This is a genomic window from Pseudomonas sp. W5-01 (assembly GCF_046540435.1).
GTDB classification, from domain to species: domain Bacteria; phylum Pseudomonadota; class Gammaproteobacteria; order Pseudomonadales; family Pseudomonadaceae; genus Aquipseudomonas; species Aquipseudomonas graminis_B.
The window spans coordinates 143684-159029 of record NZ_JAXCIP010000003.1; the positions used below are offsets into that span (position 1 = coordinate 143684).

Below are 15346 nucleotides of genomic sequence, written 5' to 3' on the forward strand. Positions count from 1 at the left end.
GTTTCTGATTTTCGACGAGAATGACTATGGCCCTCGACATTCACGCCCACCGCATCCTGATCCTGGACTTCGGTTCCCAGTACACCCAGCTGATCGCCCGTCGCGTTCGCGAAATCGGCGTGTACTGCGAACTGCACCCGTTCGACATGTCGGACGAAGCGATCCGCGAATTCGCCCCGAAAGGCATCATCCTCGCCGGCGGCCCCGAGTCCGTCCACGTCGCTGACAGCCCGCGCGCGCCGCAGGCCGTGTTCGACCTGAATGTGCCGATCTTCGGTATCTGCTACGGCATGCAGACCATGGCCGAGCAGCTCGGTGGCCGCGTGGCCGGCTCCGAAATGCGTGAGTTCGGTTACGCCCGCGTCGATATCGTTGGCAAGAGCCGCGTGCTGGATGGCATCGAAGACCACGTCGACGCCGATGGCGTTTTCGGCCTCGACGTGTGGATGAGCCACGGCGACAAGGTTACCGAGATCCCGGAAGGCTTCCACGTACTGGCCAGCACCCCAAGCTGTCCGATCGCCGGCATGGCCGACGACACCCGCGGCTACTACGGCGTGCAGTTCCACCCGGAAGTGACCCACACCAAGCAGGGCGGTCGCATCCTGTCGCGCTTCATCCTCGACATCTGCGGCTGCGAAGCATTGTGGACCCCGTCGAAGATCGCTGAAGACGCCATCGCCCAGGTTCGCGCCCAAGTCGGTACCGACAACGTGCTGCTGGGCCTGTCCGGCGGTGTTGACTCCTCAGTGGTCGCAGCGCTGCTGCACAAAGCCATCGGCGACCAACTGACCTGCGTCTTCGTCGACAACGGCCTGCTGCGTCTGCACGAAGGTGAGCAAGTCATGGCCATGTTCGCCGAGAACATGGGCGTCAAGGTGATCCGCGCCAACGCCGAAGATCAGTTCCTCAACAACCTGGCCGGCGAAAGCGATCCGGAGAAGAAGCGCAAGATTATCGGGCGCACCTTCATCGACGTCTTCGACGCCGAGTCGACCAAGCTCGACAACATCAAGTTCCTGGCCCAGGGCACCATCTACCCTGACGTGATCGAGTCCGCTGGCGCCAAAAGCGGCAAGGCGCACGTCATCAAGTCGCACCACAACGTGGGCGGCCTGCCGGAAGAGATGAACCTGAAACTGGTCGAGCCGCTGCGCGAACTGTTCAAAGACGAAGTCCGTCGTCTGGGTCTCGAACTCGGCCTGCCGTACGACATGGTCTACCGCCACCCATTCCCGGGCCCGGGCCTGGGCGTGCGTATCCTCGGTGAAGTGAAGAAGGAATACGCCGACCTGCTGCGTCGCGCCGACCACATCTTCATCGAAGAACTGCGCAAAGCCGACTGGTACCACAAAGTCAGCCAGGCCTTCGTCGTGTTCCAGCCGGTGAAATCGGTCGGCGTGGTCGGCGACGGCCGTCGTTACGCCTGGGTCGTCGCCCTGCGTGCCGTGGAAACCATCGACTTCATGACCGCACGTTGGGCACACCTGCCTTACGAACTGCTGGAAACGGTCAGTGGCCGAATCATCAATGAGATCGAAGGCATTTCGCGCGTGACGTACGACGTGTCGAGCAAGCCGCCTGCGACGATTGAGTGGGAATGATGGGGTGGCCGGGATTGTCCGGCACCCGATAGCAAGAAATGTCCTGAAGCCCGCGTAAACGCGGGCTTTTTGCTTTTAGAAGGCCGGGCAAAATTTGACAGGGGAATTTATCGCCAAGCGCCGTGGTGATGTGGCACGTTACCCACCTCGGCTGAGGGATCACCTGATCACGCGAATCAGCAATTCGCAAAAACGACAGGGTTTGTCTTCGTCAGGCATGCCTAAAGCGGGTGTTCTACGATGCAATCAGTTCGACGTTTGATGATTTTGATGTTTGTGCTGTTTCTCTGTGCTGGTCAGGCGTCTGCCGATACGGCGGTGCGCGAAGAGCAGTTGATGTTGCCGATCAAAGTCGGCTCCCATGTCGAAAAGATCGATGCCTTGATCGTCCGTCCTGCGCACGCTGGCAAGTTTCCCATCGCATTGATAGTCAACGGCTCTGCAGGAGCCTCTCCCTCGTCAGTTCGTGCCGATTGGCTTTCCCACATCGCACACGATTTTGCACACCGAGGCTGGCTTGCCGCTTCAGTAGTGTGGCCGGGCTATGGGCGTTCTACGGGGCATTTCATCGAAGGCGGGGGAGATTGCGCCCACCCTACAGTCGCCAGGTTTCTCGATGCCCATGGCAATGAGCTTGGCGCTGCACTGACCGCTCTTCGCAAGCGTCCGGACGTGGACCCGTCCATGGCGGTGGGGGTCGGTGTTTCGATAGGGGGCGCTGCGATGATGGACCTGGCGGCTCAACCGGGGCGACCATTGACGGCGGTGATCAGTCTCTCTGGCGGCGTCTATCACTATACCCAGGTAGGGTCCCCCGATGAGTGCCCGTTGTTTCAAGCGGACCTCGTACGAAATTTCACCCGATTCGGTAAAGACAATCCGACGCCGACGCTCTGGATGTACGCGGCAAACGATCCCTATTTTGGCCCGGACCTTGTCGCGCAGATGTTCGCGGGTTATCGCTCCCAGGGCGGCAACGCTGATTATGTGGCGCTGCCTCCCGTCGGAACCAACGGGCACACCCTTTACCTGAAAGCCGCCAACATTTTGCTGAAGCCTCATATCGAAGACTTTCTGAAACGCAACCATCTTCCCGCCATGGACGACAGCGCGTGGATGCCGCTCCTGTCAAAGCTTGGGCCGAAAGACCGTGCGAATGCCGAGGCCTACGTTGAAAGTGTCACCGAGAAAGCCATGGCCGTCTCCAAAACCGGCACCGGCCTTTTCTGGCGGTTCGGGACGCGTTCGCTCAAGAAGGCGGAACAGCTGGCGCTCGGCACGTGCCGCGAAACGACGGGTCAGACCTGTCACCTCATTGCGGAAAATACGACGTTGTTAAAAGGCTGGCAGGACAACCTGCCGCTGACGCGGCAATGACATGCTGTTTACAACCGCGCTTGGGTGTCGCGTCGTGAGCATTGTCGACACCGCGCTCTTCCCAAAAAGCTGAGTGAAGCCGCCAAGGCCTCACTCGGTTTTTACACATGAAGCCTCAACGCACCCACGTCATCCCAATCAGCTCCAGCGCCGTCGTCAAATCCGCCAACGTCTCAAACCGACGTCCGCTCACCCGCTGCCATTTAGGCCGATCGATATAGACGCGCTTGCCCTCTCGTTTGATCTCGGTACGAACCGCAATGCCTTCGTTGCTGCGGTGGACGATTGCGAGGTGACCACCACTGTCATCGAGGGTGAACATGCCCGCTCGTAGCAGTTTGTTCTCCAGGCTGAGCTCAATCCGGGGCGGGGCGACGAGCACTTGCAGACGCAGATCACTCTGTACGCGTCCCGCACGACGGCCCACCGTATCGGTCATTTCAACGCCGGGGTCTGGCGTTATTCCGGCCGATTCAGCCACACGAACGTCTTCAATGCGCAGCCCTACCGCGCCTTCCAGTTCCGCGAGACCGGGGACGCCCTGATACGTATTGGCGTGGGAATTACCCACCAGTGCTACCCAGTGGCCGCCGCTTCTCGCCCCTTGGTCTGCGTCGATCACGCCCTTGGCGTAGTAATTCATCACCTTCTGCCGCAGCCCTTGCTCCGCGCCGTCCATGCCGTCGACGCGGTAACTCGCCATGCAGTCGATGGCGCGGATGCGCACGCGGTTTTCTTGCGCGGCTTTGAAAACGGCCATGAAGGTGTATTTGCCGTTTGGATCAGTTCGATGGCCTTTGTCCAGCGCCTTGATGTAGTCCTCAAGCTGAGGCGACAGAGTGCCCGTTCTCGAAAACGTATCGAGATCCACCTGATGGAAGTCGGTGAGCACGTGCTCCATGTACAGGGTTTTCACCTTGAGCTTGGTGAGCAGCGGCATCTGTTCGATCAGAAACTGTTTGCTGCCGATCCCCGCATGGCTCTCGCCGATGACCAGGCCCGATGAACGTTTGAATACGATCTTGAGCGCACGTTTGAGCGGCGCGTTGGCACTCAGCTCTGGCATGTCTGGACGCTTTGGCAGTTCGAGCGTGTTGAAGAAGGCGTTGGCGTCATCGCGCAGATTGCGACGGATGCGCTTGAAGTCGTCATAGGGATCAGGTTTGTCAAAATCGGGGCTGTGATAGCGATCGTCGACAAAGCGGCCGCCATATTGCGCGCCCTCCATGACTTCAGTCCTCAGCGCCGCTGGCACTTCGTATGGGCTGGGGAGGGTGGTCGTCTGGGGAGAAACGCCGACCCCACGACCGGGCCCCAACTTGCCGAGCACCTTCCCGCCGCCTGACAGGTTCAAGGGAGTGACGGGCTCCCAGGTGCCAGCAGCGTTAAGGCGCACAGGCATGTTTCGGTAAAACGAGTAGGGGTTTGCAGGGTCGATGACGGCCCAGCATTTCAGCTCGTTGATGTAGCGAACGGCGTAGGCGAAGCCATCGATCTCGATGAAGGTTTCGCCCTGATCGGTCAGGTAGATGCCCTTCATGCGACCTTCTTCACGCACGGGTTCGAAGGCATCCAGCAGCATGTTGGTCTCGAAGTAGGCCAAGGCATCGTCGCGCTCAAAGGGGTAAACGGATTCTGGTTCCACGCCCGGCGTCTGAACTAACTCATCGGTGGGCTCATCGACTTCCGGTGCCAGCTCTCCCTCGGGTTCAGGCTGCAGCAACTCGCCTTCCGGCATCGCCTCCCCGCCGATAAGAAAGGTGCTGTTGAACAAGACGTCGATGCTGGCCGTCACAGCCCCGATGACCCCTGCCTTGCGCTGCGCCGTGCTCGCACCGTTCACGGCCTGATCAATGTTGAGGCCCATGTCGGCGATGCCGGCACCCACGGCTGCCAGCGCAATCGGCCAGTCAATCGCCGCCAGCGCACCCGAAAGTTGGGAGAACGACCGCAGATAGCCGATCCACATCTGTTTGCGCAGGTCGCCGTTGGAATGCAGCGCCAGGTCTGCGTCGGCAAACATCCGAGCTCGGATCGCGTCGCGCAAATGGCTGAACGGGTCTCCCGACACGGGCCGACTGTGTTGATTGATCAGACCGGGATGAGCGGATCCCCATGAGGTGTAGAGCACATCCAGGCCATGGAACAGCCCGATGTTGTTGTCAGCCGCTCCGTGTGCCGACAACGGGAAATGGCCCATGAAACGCGCGCGGCGTTCTGGGCGGTTGTTCTGCGACAGCAGCCACCCATGCAGCTCTTCGGGCGTGGCGAAGGCATGAAAGGCCTGCACTTCGCCGGGGGTGTAGAGAATTTGCCGGCCTTCTGCGGTCACGATGCGCAAGACGTCGCTGGCTTCGTAGCCGATCACGTCGAAGGTCCAGACTTTCGCGTCAGCGCTGGCCGGCGCACTAGCCTGCAGGGTTTGCAGGCTCGGCGACTCGGACGGTTCAACGTTAGCCGCACGCAAGACGCTTTGCAGATCTTCTTCACTGAGCCAGCCGGCCTGTTGGTCTTCGAAGGCGCTGGCAATGAAGTTGGCTTTGGCCATGGTGCGAAAATTGTCGGCGAAGTCGCGCCAGAACGCCTTCAGCTTTTCCTGATAGCGCGATTTGAAGTCCACGGACCAAAACTCAGTCATGACCTGGGCGGGCAACACCCTGACCTCGTTTCGTTCATCGAACGCTTCTGCATCGGGGCCTGCGGTGTAGAACCCGCTAAGCATCTGCAGGGTGTCGGCGTTGTCCTGATCGTGGGGGTTGAAGCGGTGCATGACCAGTTGCGGGAGGGTCATCGATTGATAGGGTGCGTCGCGGTGCTCCCAGCCATTGAATGACCGCGGACTGCTGACTGCCGTGTGGAAGCGGTGCCAGTAAACGGTATCAGGCTCGATGTCGTGACCGGTCTGGCGCAGGAGGACTTCTCGGGCGATGCTGCGGGCCATTTCGCGCATGTCCGGGCAGGCCTCGACCATGCGCTCACTCATGTTGATGAGGGCGTTTCGGTCCTGGCTCAGGGATGCAGCGGGCGGGTGAGCGGGTGCAACGGTCATATTCGTCTTCCTTGATGAATGGGAAGACAAGCTTGGCGTGATTGCTGATTCATTTGGCACTAAATATGTATTGCGTACGCCGTCGCCTTAAATTTCTGTAAGGGCAGGTGTATCGTGTCTGCCCCTCGCATCGTTCACGGATGCGACCCGTCGTTTGAGGTTTTTTCGTACATGTCTTTTACCCGTCGACAGATACTCGGAGGTCTGGCCGGTCTTGCGGTTGTCGGGCTTGGCGCGGGCGGCGCCTCAAGGTATTGGCTGGGCAAACGCGGGCCGGGAGAAGGGCACGATTATGAATTGATCGCCGCGCCGCTGGACGTTGAACTGGTGGCCGGGCACCAGACGCCCGCGTGGGCATTCGGCGGGTCGGCTCCGGGCACTGAATTGCGCGTCAGGCAGGGCGAGTGGCTACGGGTGCGCTTCATCAATCATCTGCCCGTGGAAACCACGATTCACTGGCACGGCATTCGGCTCCCGCTGGAGATGGACGGCGTGCCTTACGTCTCGCAATTGCCGGTCAAGCCGGGCGAGTACTTCGACTATAAATTCCGAGTGCCGGACGCCGGCAGCTATTGGTATCACCCCCATGTTAGCAGCAGTGAGGAGCTGGGCCGCGGGCTGGTGGGGCCGCTGATCGTCGAGGAGCGCGAGCCGACCGGATTTGCCCACGAACGCGTCGTCAGCCTCAAGAGCTGGCACGTGGACGAAGAGGGCGCTTTCACTGATTTCAGCGTCATTCGCGAGGCTGCCCGCGAGGGCACGGCCGGGCGATTGTCGACGATCAATGGCGTGCCACAGGGCGTCGTCGAGCTGCCTGCCGGGCAAATCACCCGGGTGCGCATTCTCAATCTCGACAACACGGTGACCTATCGCCTGAATCTGCCAGGCGCCGAGGCGATGATTTACGCCCTGGACGGCAACCCGGTCAAACCGCGCCCCCTGGGCAAGGATTACTGGCTGGGGCCGGGCATGCGCATCTGTCTGGCGATCAAAGCGCCAGCGGTCGGTGAAGAGATTTCCCTGCGCAACGGCCCGGTGCGGCTGGGCACCTTCCGTTCGGTCGCCAGCACCGATACGCCGGGCGAGTGGCCCCCTGAGCTGCCGGCGAATCCGGTCGCCGAGCCCGATCTGGCCAACGCCGAGAAGCTCAATTTCAACTTCGAGTGGGTCGGGTCGGTGTCGGTGAATGTCGACAACGGTAAACCGCCGAGCTTGTGGCAGATCAATGGCCAGGCGTGGGACATCACCGACAAGACCTGCGCGGACCGGCCGATCGCCAAGCTCGAACAAGGCAAGAGTTACATCTTCGAGCTGAAGAACATGACGCAGTATCAGCATCCCATTCACTTGCACGGCATGAGCTTCAAGGTCATCGCTTCCAATCGCAAGAAGGTGGTTCCGTATTTTACGGACACCTATCTGCTGGGGCGCAACGAGCGCGCGCGCGTCGCGTTGGTGGCGGATAATCCCGGCGTCTGGATGTTTCACTGCCATGTGATCGATCACATGGAAACCGGTCTCATGGCCGCTATCGAGGTCTCCTGATGCGTCAGCCGCCCATCATCGATCGCAGTCGCGATCAGCATTTCATGCGCGAAGCCCTGGCGCTGGCGGCGGAGGGCGCGTTGCTGGGCGAGGTGCCGGTTGGCGCGGTGGTGGTGCAGAACGGCGAAATCGTTGGCCGCGGGTTCAACTGCCCCATCAGCGGCAGCGATCCCAGTGCCCACGCCGAGATGGTCGCCATTCGCGCGGCGGCGCAGTCACTCAGCAATTATCGCCTGCCCGGCAACACGCTGTACGTGACGCTGGAACCCTGCAGCATGTGCGCGGGGTTGATCGTTCATTCGCGCATCAGCCGCGTGGTGTATGGCGCGACCGAGCCCAAAGCGGGGGTGGTGCAGAGTCAGGGGCAGTTCTTCATGCAGCCGTTTCTCAATCATCGCGTGCTGTTCGAAGGCGGGGTGCTGGGGGAGGAATGCGGGACGATGCTGAGCGAGTTTTTCAGGATGAGGCGGGCGAAGGGTTAGTTCAGTGCGACGGCGAGCGGATTCTGGCGCTGACTAAAGCGGCGCTTTCTCTTCCGACGGCTTGGTCTTGTCGACCCCAGGCACATGCAACGAGCCTTCCGCCACCTGGCCGCCTTCCATCTGCGGCTGCGTCACCCACGTCAGGATGTCGTAGTAACGGCGGATGTTGGCGACGAAACTGACCGGTTCGCCGCCACGGGCGTAGCCGTAGCGGGTCTTGCTGTACCACTTCTTCTGCGACAGACGCGGCAGCATCTTCTTCACGTCCAGCCACTTGTTCGGATTAAGCCCTTCGCTTTCGGCCAGCTTGCGCGCGTCATCCAGGTGGCCGCTGCCGATGTTGTAGGACGCAAGCGCCAGCCAGGTGCGATCCGGCTCCTGAATCGAGTCGTCGAGCTGTTCTTTGACGTAGGCGAAATACTTGGCGCCGCCCTGAATACTCTGTTTGGCGTCGAGCCGATTGGACACACCCATGGCCTGGGCCGTGCTCTGGGTGAGCATCATCAAGCCGCGCACGCCGGTCTTCGACGTCACGCCCGGCTGCCACAACGATTCCTGATAACCGATCGCCGCGAGCAGGCGCCAGTCCACCTGTTCTGCTTTGGCGGCGGTCTGGAAGTGCTTCTCGTACTTGGGCAGGCGCTCCTGCAAATGCTGGGCGAAGGTGTAGGCGCCGACATAACCGAGGACGTCGACATGCCCGTAGTAGCGGTCTTTGAGTCGCTGCAGCATGCCGTTCTTCTGCATCTTGTCGAGATAGGCGTTGATCTCGTTGAGCAGGCTGTTGTCATCCCCCAGCGCCACGGCCCAACGCTGATCGCGGCCATCGCCGAGGTCGAAGCCGACGCGAACGTTGGGGAAATACACCTGATTCATCGCCAGTTCGTTGGAATCCACCAGGGTCAGGTCGATCTGACCTTCATCCACCATGCGCAGCAGGTCGACGACTTCGACCTGATCGGACTCTTCGTAGTTGATGCCGGGGTACTTGACCTTCAGCGCTGCCAGTTGCTCGGCGTGGCTGCTGCCTTTGAGGACGAGGATGCGTTTGCCGACCAGATCGCCCGGATCGGTGGGGCGCGACTGGCCGTTGCGGTAAACGACCTGCGGGGTGACTTCAAGATAGGAGTGGGAAAACCGTACCTGCTTCGCGCGGTTTTCGCTGCTCACCAGGCCCGCTGCCGCCAGCACCGGCCCGCCGGGCTTGCCCATCTGATCGAACAGGTCGTCGAGATTGTCGGCGGCTTCGATTTTCAGTTCAACGCCCAAATCGTCGGCGAAACGCTTCACCAGCTCGTACTCGAAACCGGTTTCACCGTTGCGGTCCTGAAAATAGGTCGCCGGGCTGTTGCGGGTGACGACGCGCAGAACGCCATCCTCCTTGACTCGTTCCAGCGTGTTGGGTTTCTCCACACACGCGCCGAGCAGCAGGAAGATTCCGGTTGCGATGAGCCACTTGGCACAGCGTGGGCGGAAATCTGATAGGGAAAACATCGGTGCAGTATACGCAAAGGAGCCATACCGCCATATCTCGACAGCGCGGGTCCCGTCTGATAGAGCCGAGGAATTTTTACCTTCCGGCGCAGGCAAGCGCCCGGAGCCGACATTCGGGTGCATCCCATGCCGTGGTTTCGGGTGCCGACGCAGACTGATTAGGCTAGAATGCACGGCCTCAAAGCACACCCCCTTCCCGAGGCTGTCCCGACGATGTTGATCCTGCGTGGTGCTCCCGCCCTTTCCGCCTTCCGCCACAAGAAATTACTTGCGCAGCTGAACGATAAAGTTCCGGCTGTCAGTGGCCTGTACGCTGAATTCGCCCACTTCGCTGAGGTCAATGGCGTCCTGACCGAAGACGAGCAGCAAGTCCTTGCCCGCCTGCTGAAATACGGTCCGAGCGTGCCGGTTCAGGAGCCGGCGGGCCGCTTGTTCTTGGTACTCCCGCGTTTCGGCACCATTTCGCCATGGTCGAGCAAGGCCACCGACATCGCGCGCAATTGCAGCCTGACCAAGATCCATCGCCTTGAGCGCGGCATCGCGTTTTATGTAGAAGGCCAGTTCAGCGACGCTGATGCGCAACTGATCGCCGACACGCTGCATGACCGCATGACCCAGATCGTACTGGGCGCGCTGGAAGAGGCCGCCAGCCTGTTCAGCCACGCCGAGCCCAAGCCGCTGATCGCCATCGACGTGCTGGGCGGCGGCCGCGCGGCGCTGGAAAAAGCCAACGTCGAACTGGGTCTGGCCCTGGCCGAAGACGAAATCGACTACCTGGTGAACGCGTTCACCGGCCTCAAGCGCAACCCACACGACATCGAACTGATGATGTTCGCGCAGGCCAACTCCGAGCATTGCCGTCACAAGATCTTCAACGCCAGTTGGGACATCGACGGCCAGAGCCAGGACAAAAGCCTGTTCGGCATGATCAAGAACACCTATCAGATGCACAACGAAGGCGTGCTGTCCGCTTACAAGGACAATGCCTCGGTGATCGTCGGCAGCGTGGCCGGCCGCTTCTTCCCGAATCCTGAAAGCCGCGAGTACGGTGCGGTTCAGGAGCCGGTGCACATTTTGATGAAGGTCGAAACCCACAACCACCCGACGGCAATTGCCCCGTTCCCTGGCGCAGCCACCGGTTCCGGCGGCGAGATTCGTGACGAGGGCGCGACCGGACGTGGCGCCAAGCCGAAAGCCGGCCTGACCGGTTTCACGGTGTCCAACCTGAACATTCCGGGTTTCGAGCAGCCCTGGGAAAAGCCGTACGGCAAACCCGAGCGCATCGTGACACCACTGGACATCATGATCGAAGGCCCGCTGGGTGGCGCGGCGTTCAACAATGAGTTCGGTCGCCCGGCGCTGACCGGTTATTTCCGTACCTTCGAGCAGTCGATCAGCACGCCACATGGCGACGAAGTTCGCGGCTACCACAAGCCGATCATGCTCGCAGGCGGCATGGGCAACATCCGCGAAGAGCACGTGCAGAAAGCCGAAATCACCGTTGGCGCCAAGCTGATCGTGCTCGGCGGCCCCGCGATGTTGATTGGTCTGGGTGGCGGCGCGGCTTCCTCCATGGCCACCGGCACCAGCTCGGCTGACCTGGATTTCGCCTCGGTGCAGCGTGAAAACCCGGAAATGGAACGCCGTTGCCAGGAGGTCATCGACCGCTGCTGGCAGCTGGGTGAAGCCAATCCGATCGCGTTCATCCATGACGTCGGCGCGGGTGGTCTGTCCAACGCCTTCCCTGAACTGGTCAACGACGGCGGTCGCGGCGGCCGCTTCGAACTGCGCAACGTGCCAAACGACGAGCCAGGCATGGCCCCGCTGGAAATCTGGAGCAACGAGTCCCAGGAGCGTTATGTTCTGGCGGTCAGCGCTCCTGATTTCGAACGCTTCAAAGCCATCTGCGAACGTGAGCGTTGCCCGTTCGCGGTGGTCGGTGAGGCCACTGAAGAGCCGCAACTGACCGTCACTGACAGCCATTTCGGCAACAACCCTGTCGACATGCCGCTGGAAGTGCTGCTGGGCAAAGCCCCGCGCATGCACCGTTCGGCCGAGCGTGAGACAGAGCTGGGTGACGACTTCGACCCGAGCGCGCTCGACATCGAAGAAAGCGTGCAGCGCGTGCTGCATCACCCGGCCGTGGCAAGCAAGAGCTTCCTTATTACCATTGGCGACCGCAGCATCACCGGTATGGTCAATCGCGACCAGATGGTCGGCCCGTGGCAAGTGCCGGTGGCGGACGTCGCCGTCACCGCAACCAGCTTTGACGTGTACACCGGCGAAGCCATGGCGATGGGCGAGCGCACGCCGCTGGCCTTGCTGGATGCCCCGGCTTCCGGCCGCATGGCGATTGGCGAGACCCTGACCAACATCGCTGCTTCGAGCATCGGCAAGCTTTCCGACATCAAGCTGTCCGCCAACTGGATGTCCGCTGCCGGTCACCCGGGTGAAGACGCGCGTCTGTACGACACCGTGAAAGCCGTCGGCATGGAGCTGTGCCCCGAGCTGGGCATTACCATCCCAGTGGGCAAGGACTCGATGTCCATGAAGACCCGCTGGAGCGAAGAGGGCACCGAAAAAACCGTGACCTCGCCGCTGTCGCTGATCGTCACCGGTTTCGCCCCGGTCACCGACATCCGCAAGACCTTGACCCCGCAATTGCGCATGGACAAGGGCCTGACCGATCTGATCCTGATCGACCTCGGTCGTGGTCAGAACCGCATGGGCGCATCGATCCTCGCCCAGACCCACGGCAAGCTCGGCAGCGTTGCGCCGGACGTCGATGACGCTGAAGACCTGAAAGCCTTCTTTGCCGTCATCCAGGGCCTCAACGCCGACGACCACCTGCTGGCCTATCACGACCGTTCCGACGGTGGCTTGATGGCGACCGTGCTGGAAATGGCGTTCGCTGGGCACTGTGGTCTGAACCTCGAACTCGACACGCTGACCGGCACCCGCGAAAAAGTCGCGGCCATTCTGTTCAACGAAGAGCTGGGTGCAGTGATCCAGGTTCGCCAGGACGCCACGCCGCTGGTGCTCGCGCAGTTCAGCGCTGCCGGCCTGGGCGAGGATTGCGTCGCCGTGATCGGTAAGCCGATCAACAACAGCGATGTGATCATCAGCCTGAGCGGCGACACCGTGTTCAAAGGCGATCGCCGCCTGCTGCAGCGTCAGTGGAGCGAGACCAGCTATCAGATCCAGCGCCTGCGCGATAATGCCGATTGCGCCGATCAGGAATTCGATGCGCTGCTGGAAGAAGACAATCCAGGCCTGAGCGTGAAGCTGGGCTATGACGTCAACGACGACATCGCTGCGCCTTACATCAAGAAGGGCGTTCGCCCACAAGTGGCAGTGCTGCGTGAGCAGGGCGTCAACGGTCAGGTTGAAATGGCGGCTGCGTTCGATCGCGCCGGTTTCGCCTCGGTTGACGTGCACATGAGCGACATCCTCGCCGGTCGCGTCGACCTCAACGACTTCAAAGGTCTGGTGGCGTGCGGTGGTTTCTCCTACGGCGACGTGTTGGGTGCCGGCGAAGGCTGGGCCAAGTCCGCGCTGTTCAACAGCCGTGCACGGGATGCGTTCCAGGGCTTCTTCGCCCGCACCGACAGCTTCGCGCTGGGCGTTTGCAACGGTTGCCAGATGATGTCCAACCTCAGCGAGCTGATCCCGGGCAGCGAATTCTGGCCGCACTTCGTGCGCAACCGCTCGGAGCAGTTCGAAGCGCGCGTGGCGATGGTCGAAATCCAGAAGTCGGCGTCGATCTTCCTTCAAGGCATGGCCGGCTCTCACATGCCGATCGCCATCGCCCACGGTGAAGGTCACGCCGAGTTCAAGACCCCTGAGTCGCTGATCGAAACCGATCTGTCCGGCACCGTTGCCGTGCGTTTCGTCGACAATCACGGCAAGGTCACTGAAACCTATCCAGCCAACCCGAACGGTTCGCCCCGCGGTATCGCGGGTCTCACCACCCTCGACGGTCGCGTCACCATCATGATGCCGCACCCTGAGCGGGTGTTCCGCGCCGTGACCAACTCGTGGCGACCGGATGAATGGGCTGAAGACGGCGCGTGGATGCGCATGTTCCGCAACGCCCGCGTCTGGGTTGACTGATCGCTGATGTACAAGCTGGCCTTCTTTGTGCCGCAGAGCCATGTGGAACAGGTCAAAAACGCGTTGTTCGCCGCCGGTGCGGGGCGAATCGGCGCGTATGACCGCTGCTCATGGCAAGTGCTTGGCCACGGCCAGTTTCGCCCGCTGGATGGCAGTCAGCCATTCATCGGGCAAGCCGGCGAGGTCGAGCAGGTTCAGGAATGGAAGGTCGAGCTTGTCGTGTCAGATGAGCTGATCAGGCAGGCGGTTGCTGCGCTGAAGGACAGCCATCCCTACGAAGTACCGGCTTATGACGTGTGGAAGCTGGAAGATATCTAGCTTCCCTGCAGCATGGCTCGAGATTGAAGCAATCCGCATCACCCCGCAGAATCTTACGGCCGAATTTCTATCATCGTGCCGTCTTTCACCAGATCCCACACCTCACGAATATCGCTGTTGCGCATGGCGATGCAGCCGTTCGTCCAGTCCAGCGTGTGGAAATACCACTCCGGGTAATCGTCGTTGATCGGCGTGCCGTGAATCATGATCATGCTGCCGGGTTTAACGCCTTCGCGGCGGGCGCGTGCGGCATCGGAAATGTTGGGGTAGGAAATGTGCATCGACAGGTTGTAGGCGTCGCTGGTCTTGCGCCAGTCGAGCCAGTAGAAACCCTCCGGCGTGCGCTGGTCTCCCTCTTGCAGTTTCGGTCCGGTGGGCGCTTTGCCCAGTGAGATCCGGTACGTCTTCAGCGCCTCGCCACGGCTGATCAGCTGCAATTGATGCGCGGATTTGAGCACCAGCACTTTATCGACAGTCCGGTCCGCGATGTTCTGAGTGTCGACGACCTTTCCGCCAACGAACTTCTGTTCGCTGCCTTTGGGCACGATGGTCTGGGTGAACGCAGCCTGGGACAGCGGCACAACCGACAGGCATAAAACGGCAAGCAACCAACGCATGAAAAGGGTATCCCTGAAGCCTGCGCGGCAATCGCGCATCATCGTTTCGATCAAGTGGTCTTGAGCGGCGGTGTGACAGACAGACAATCGGTGCGTACCTGGAAATCTTGATGCCGCCGGTCGCGGAAAAAACACTCCAGGGTACGCCTGACCGTATTGAACGCCAGCTCTGACCACGGAATATCCGCTTCGTCGAAGAGCTTCACTTCAAGGCTTTCGATACCGGCCGCGAACTCCGGTTTGACCAGATTCGAGCGGTAGAAGATATGCACCTGATTGATGTGCGGCACATCGATCATCGAGTACAACTGCAGGTCCTCGACCTCCGCGCAGGCTTCTTCCAGCGTTTCGCGGCGGGCCGCCTGCTCGACGCTTTCGCCGTTTTCCATGAACCCGGCGGGCAGCGTCCAGTAGCCCAGTCGCGGCTCGATGGCCCGACGGCACAGCAAGACCTTGTCGCCCCACACCGGCACGACGCCGGCCACGATGTTGGGGTTCTGGTAGTGAATGGTGTCGCAATGTTCACACACGTAACGCGGGCGGCTGTCGCCCTCGGGAATACGCTGGATGACCTGTTCGCCGCAGTTGCTGCAGAATTTCATGATCGAATCGGGTTCCTGTTGGCAGCGGCTATCTTGAGCCGTAGCGCGGGTGGACGGCAAGAGGCGTCTTGCACGCGCGGGTTGTCCTACAAGACTTGGGCGCATCGTCGCTTTGGTGCATGATGCCGGGCAGGCAACCGATCGA

The 15346-nt window shown here is 61.0% G+C and carries 10 protein-coding genes; 6 read left to right on the plus strand and 4 right to left on the minus strand.

Annotated features, from left to right (window positions below; all coding sequences use genetic code 11):
* Positions 1-26: 26 nt before the first annotated feature.
* Positions 27-1604: a glutamine-hydrolyzing GMP synthase gene (gene guaA / locus SLW75_RS10625; protein ID WP_065989987.1), complete on the plus strand. Its 1578-nt coding sequence runs from the start codon at positions 27-29 to the stop codon at positions 1602-1604.
* Positions 1605-1844: 240 nt separating this feature from the next.
* A complete protein-coding gene (locus tag SLW75_RS10630; RefSeq protein WP_410934442.1) occupies positions 1845-2981 on the plus strand; it encodes an alpha/beta hydrolase family protein in 1137 nt (378 codons plus the stop codon).
* 115 nt (positions 2982-3096) lie between these two features.
* Here SLW75_RS10630 and SLW75_RS10635 read toward each other — a convergent pair whose 3' ends face one another.
* Positions 3097-6030, minus strand: coding sequence for a dermonecrotic toxin domain-containing protein (locus SLW75_RS10635; RefSeq protein ID WP_410934443.1), 2934 nt, complete (start codon positions 6028-6030; stop codon positions 3097-3099).
* A gap of 171 nt (positions 6031-6201) precedes the next feature.
* On the opposite strand from SLW75_RS10635, the gene SLW75_RS10640 reads away from it, so the two are divergent.
* Complete coding sequence (locus tag SLW75_RS10640; RefSeq protein ID WP_410927858.1) at positions 6202-7575, plus strand: multicopper oxidase family protein; 1374 nt, start codon at positions 6202-6204, stop codon at positions 7573-7575.
* Complete coding sequence (tadA, locus tag SLW75_RS10645; RefSeq protein WP_410934444.1) at positions 7575-8057, plus strand: tRNA adenosine(34) deaminase TadA; 483 nt, start codon at positions 7575-7577, stop codon at positions 8055-8057. The genes SLW75_RS10640 and tadA overlap by 1 nt, the downstream gene beginning before the upstream one ends.
* A gap of 33 nt (positions 8058-8090) precedes the next feature.
* Here tadA and mltF read toward each other — a convergent pair whose 3' ends face one another.
* Complete coding sequence (mltF, locus tag SLW75_RS10650) at positions 8091-9551, minus strand: membrane-bound lytic murein transglycosylase MltF (protein ID WP_065989976.1); 1461 nt, start codon at positions 9549-9551, stop codon at positions 8091-8093.
* 213 nt (positions 9552-9764) lie between these two features.
* Between mltF and purL the strand changes: the two genes are divergently transcribed.
* Positions 9765-13664 (plus strand): phosphoribosylformylglycinamidine synthase, encoded by a 3900-nt coding sequence (gene purL, locus SLW75_RS10655; protein WP_410934445.1) that lies wholly within the window; start codon positions 9765-9767, stop codon positions 13662-13664.
* A 6-nt stretch (positions 13665-13670) separates the two neighbouring features.
* Positions 13671-13982, plus strand: a complete 312-nt coding sequence (locus SLW75_RS10660) for a YqfO family protein (RefSeq protein ID WP_296306139.1) — start codon at positions 13671-13673, stop codon at positions 13980-13982.
* A gap of 53 nt (positions 13983-14035) precedes the next feature.
* Here the strand turns inward: SLW75_RS10660 and SLW75_RS10665 are convergent, their stop codons facing one another.
* Complete coding sequence (locus tag SLW75_RS10665) at positions 14036-14599, minus strand: murein L,D-transpeptidase family protein (RefSeq protein ID WP_192132287.1); 564 nt, start codon at positions 14597-14599, stop codon at positions 14036-14038.
* Positions 14600-14649: 50 nt separating this feature from the next.
* Positions 14650-15201 carry an NUDIX hydrolase gene (locus tag SLW75_RS10670; protein WP_065989972.1) on the minus strand — a complete coding sequence of 184 codons (552 nt, stop codon included), beginning with the start codon at positions 15199-15201 and terminating at the stop codon, positions 14650-14652.
* Between the last annotated feature and the right edge of the window lie 145 nt (positions 15202-15346).

What these genes read in the sequence shown, in the direction of transcription:
- guaA (WP_065989987.1), top strand. Translation starts at nt 27, where the DNA reads ATGGCCCTCGACATTCACGCCCACCGCATCCTGATCCTGGACTTCGGT.
- SLW75_RS10630 (WP_410934442.1), top strand. Translation starts at nt 1,845, where the DNA reads ATGCAATCAGTTCGACGTTTGATGATTTTGATGTTTGTGCTGTTTCTC.
- SLW75_RS10635 (WP_410934443.1), bottom strand. Translation starts at nt 6,030, where the DNA reads ATGACCGTTGCACCCGCTCACCCGCCCGCTGCATCCCTGAGCCAGGAC.
- SLW75_RS10640 (WP_410927858.1), top strand. Translation starts at nt 6,202, where the DNA reads ATGTCTTTTACCCGTCGACAGATACTCGGAGGTCTGGCCGGTCTTGCG.
- tadA (WP_410934444.1), top strand. Translation starts at nt 7,575, where the DNA reads ATGCGTCAGCCGCCCATCATCGATCGCAGTCGCGATCAGCATTTCATG.
- mltF (WP_065989976.1), bottom strand. Translation starts at nt 9,551, where the DNA reads ATGTTTTCCCTATCAGATTTCCGCCCACGCTGTGCCAAGTGGCTCATC.
- purL (WP_410934445.1), top strand. Translation starts at nt 9,765, where the DNA reads ATGTTGATCCTGCGTGGTGCTCCCGCCCTTTCCGCCTTCCGCCACAAG.
- SLW75_RS10660 (WP_296306139.1), top strand. Translation starts at nt 13,671, where the DNA reads ATGTACAAGCTGGCCTTCTTTGTGCCGCAGAGCCATGTGGAACAGGTC.
- SLW75_RS10665 (WP_192132287.1), bottom strand. Translation starts at nt 14,599, where the DNA reads ATGCGTTGGTTGCTTGCCGTTTTATGCCTGTCGGTTGTGCCGCTGTCC.
- SLW75_RS10670 (WP_065989972.1), bottom strand. Translation starts at nt 15,201, where the DNA reads ATGAAATTCTGCAGCAACTGCGGCGAACAGGTCATCCAGCGTATTCCC.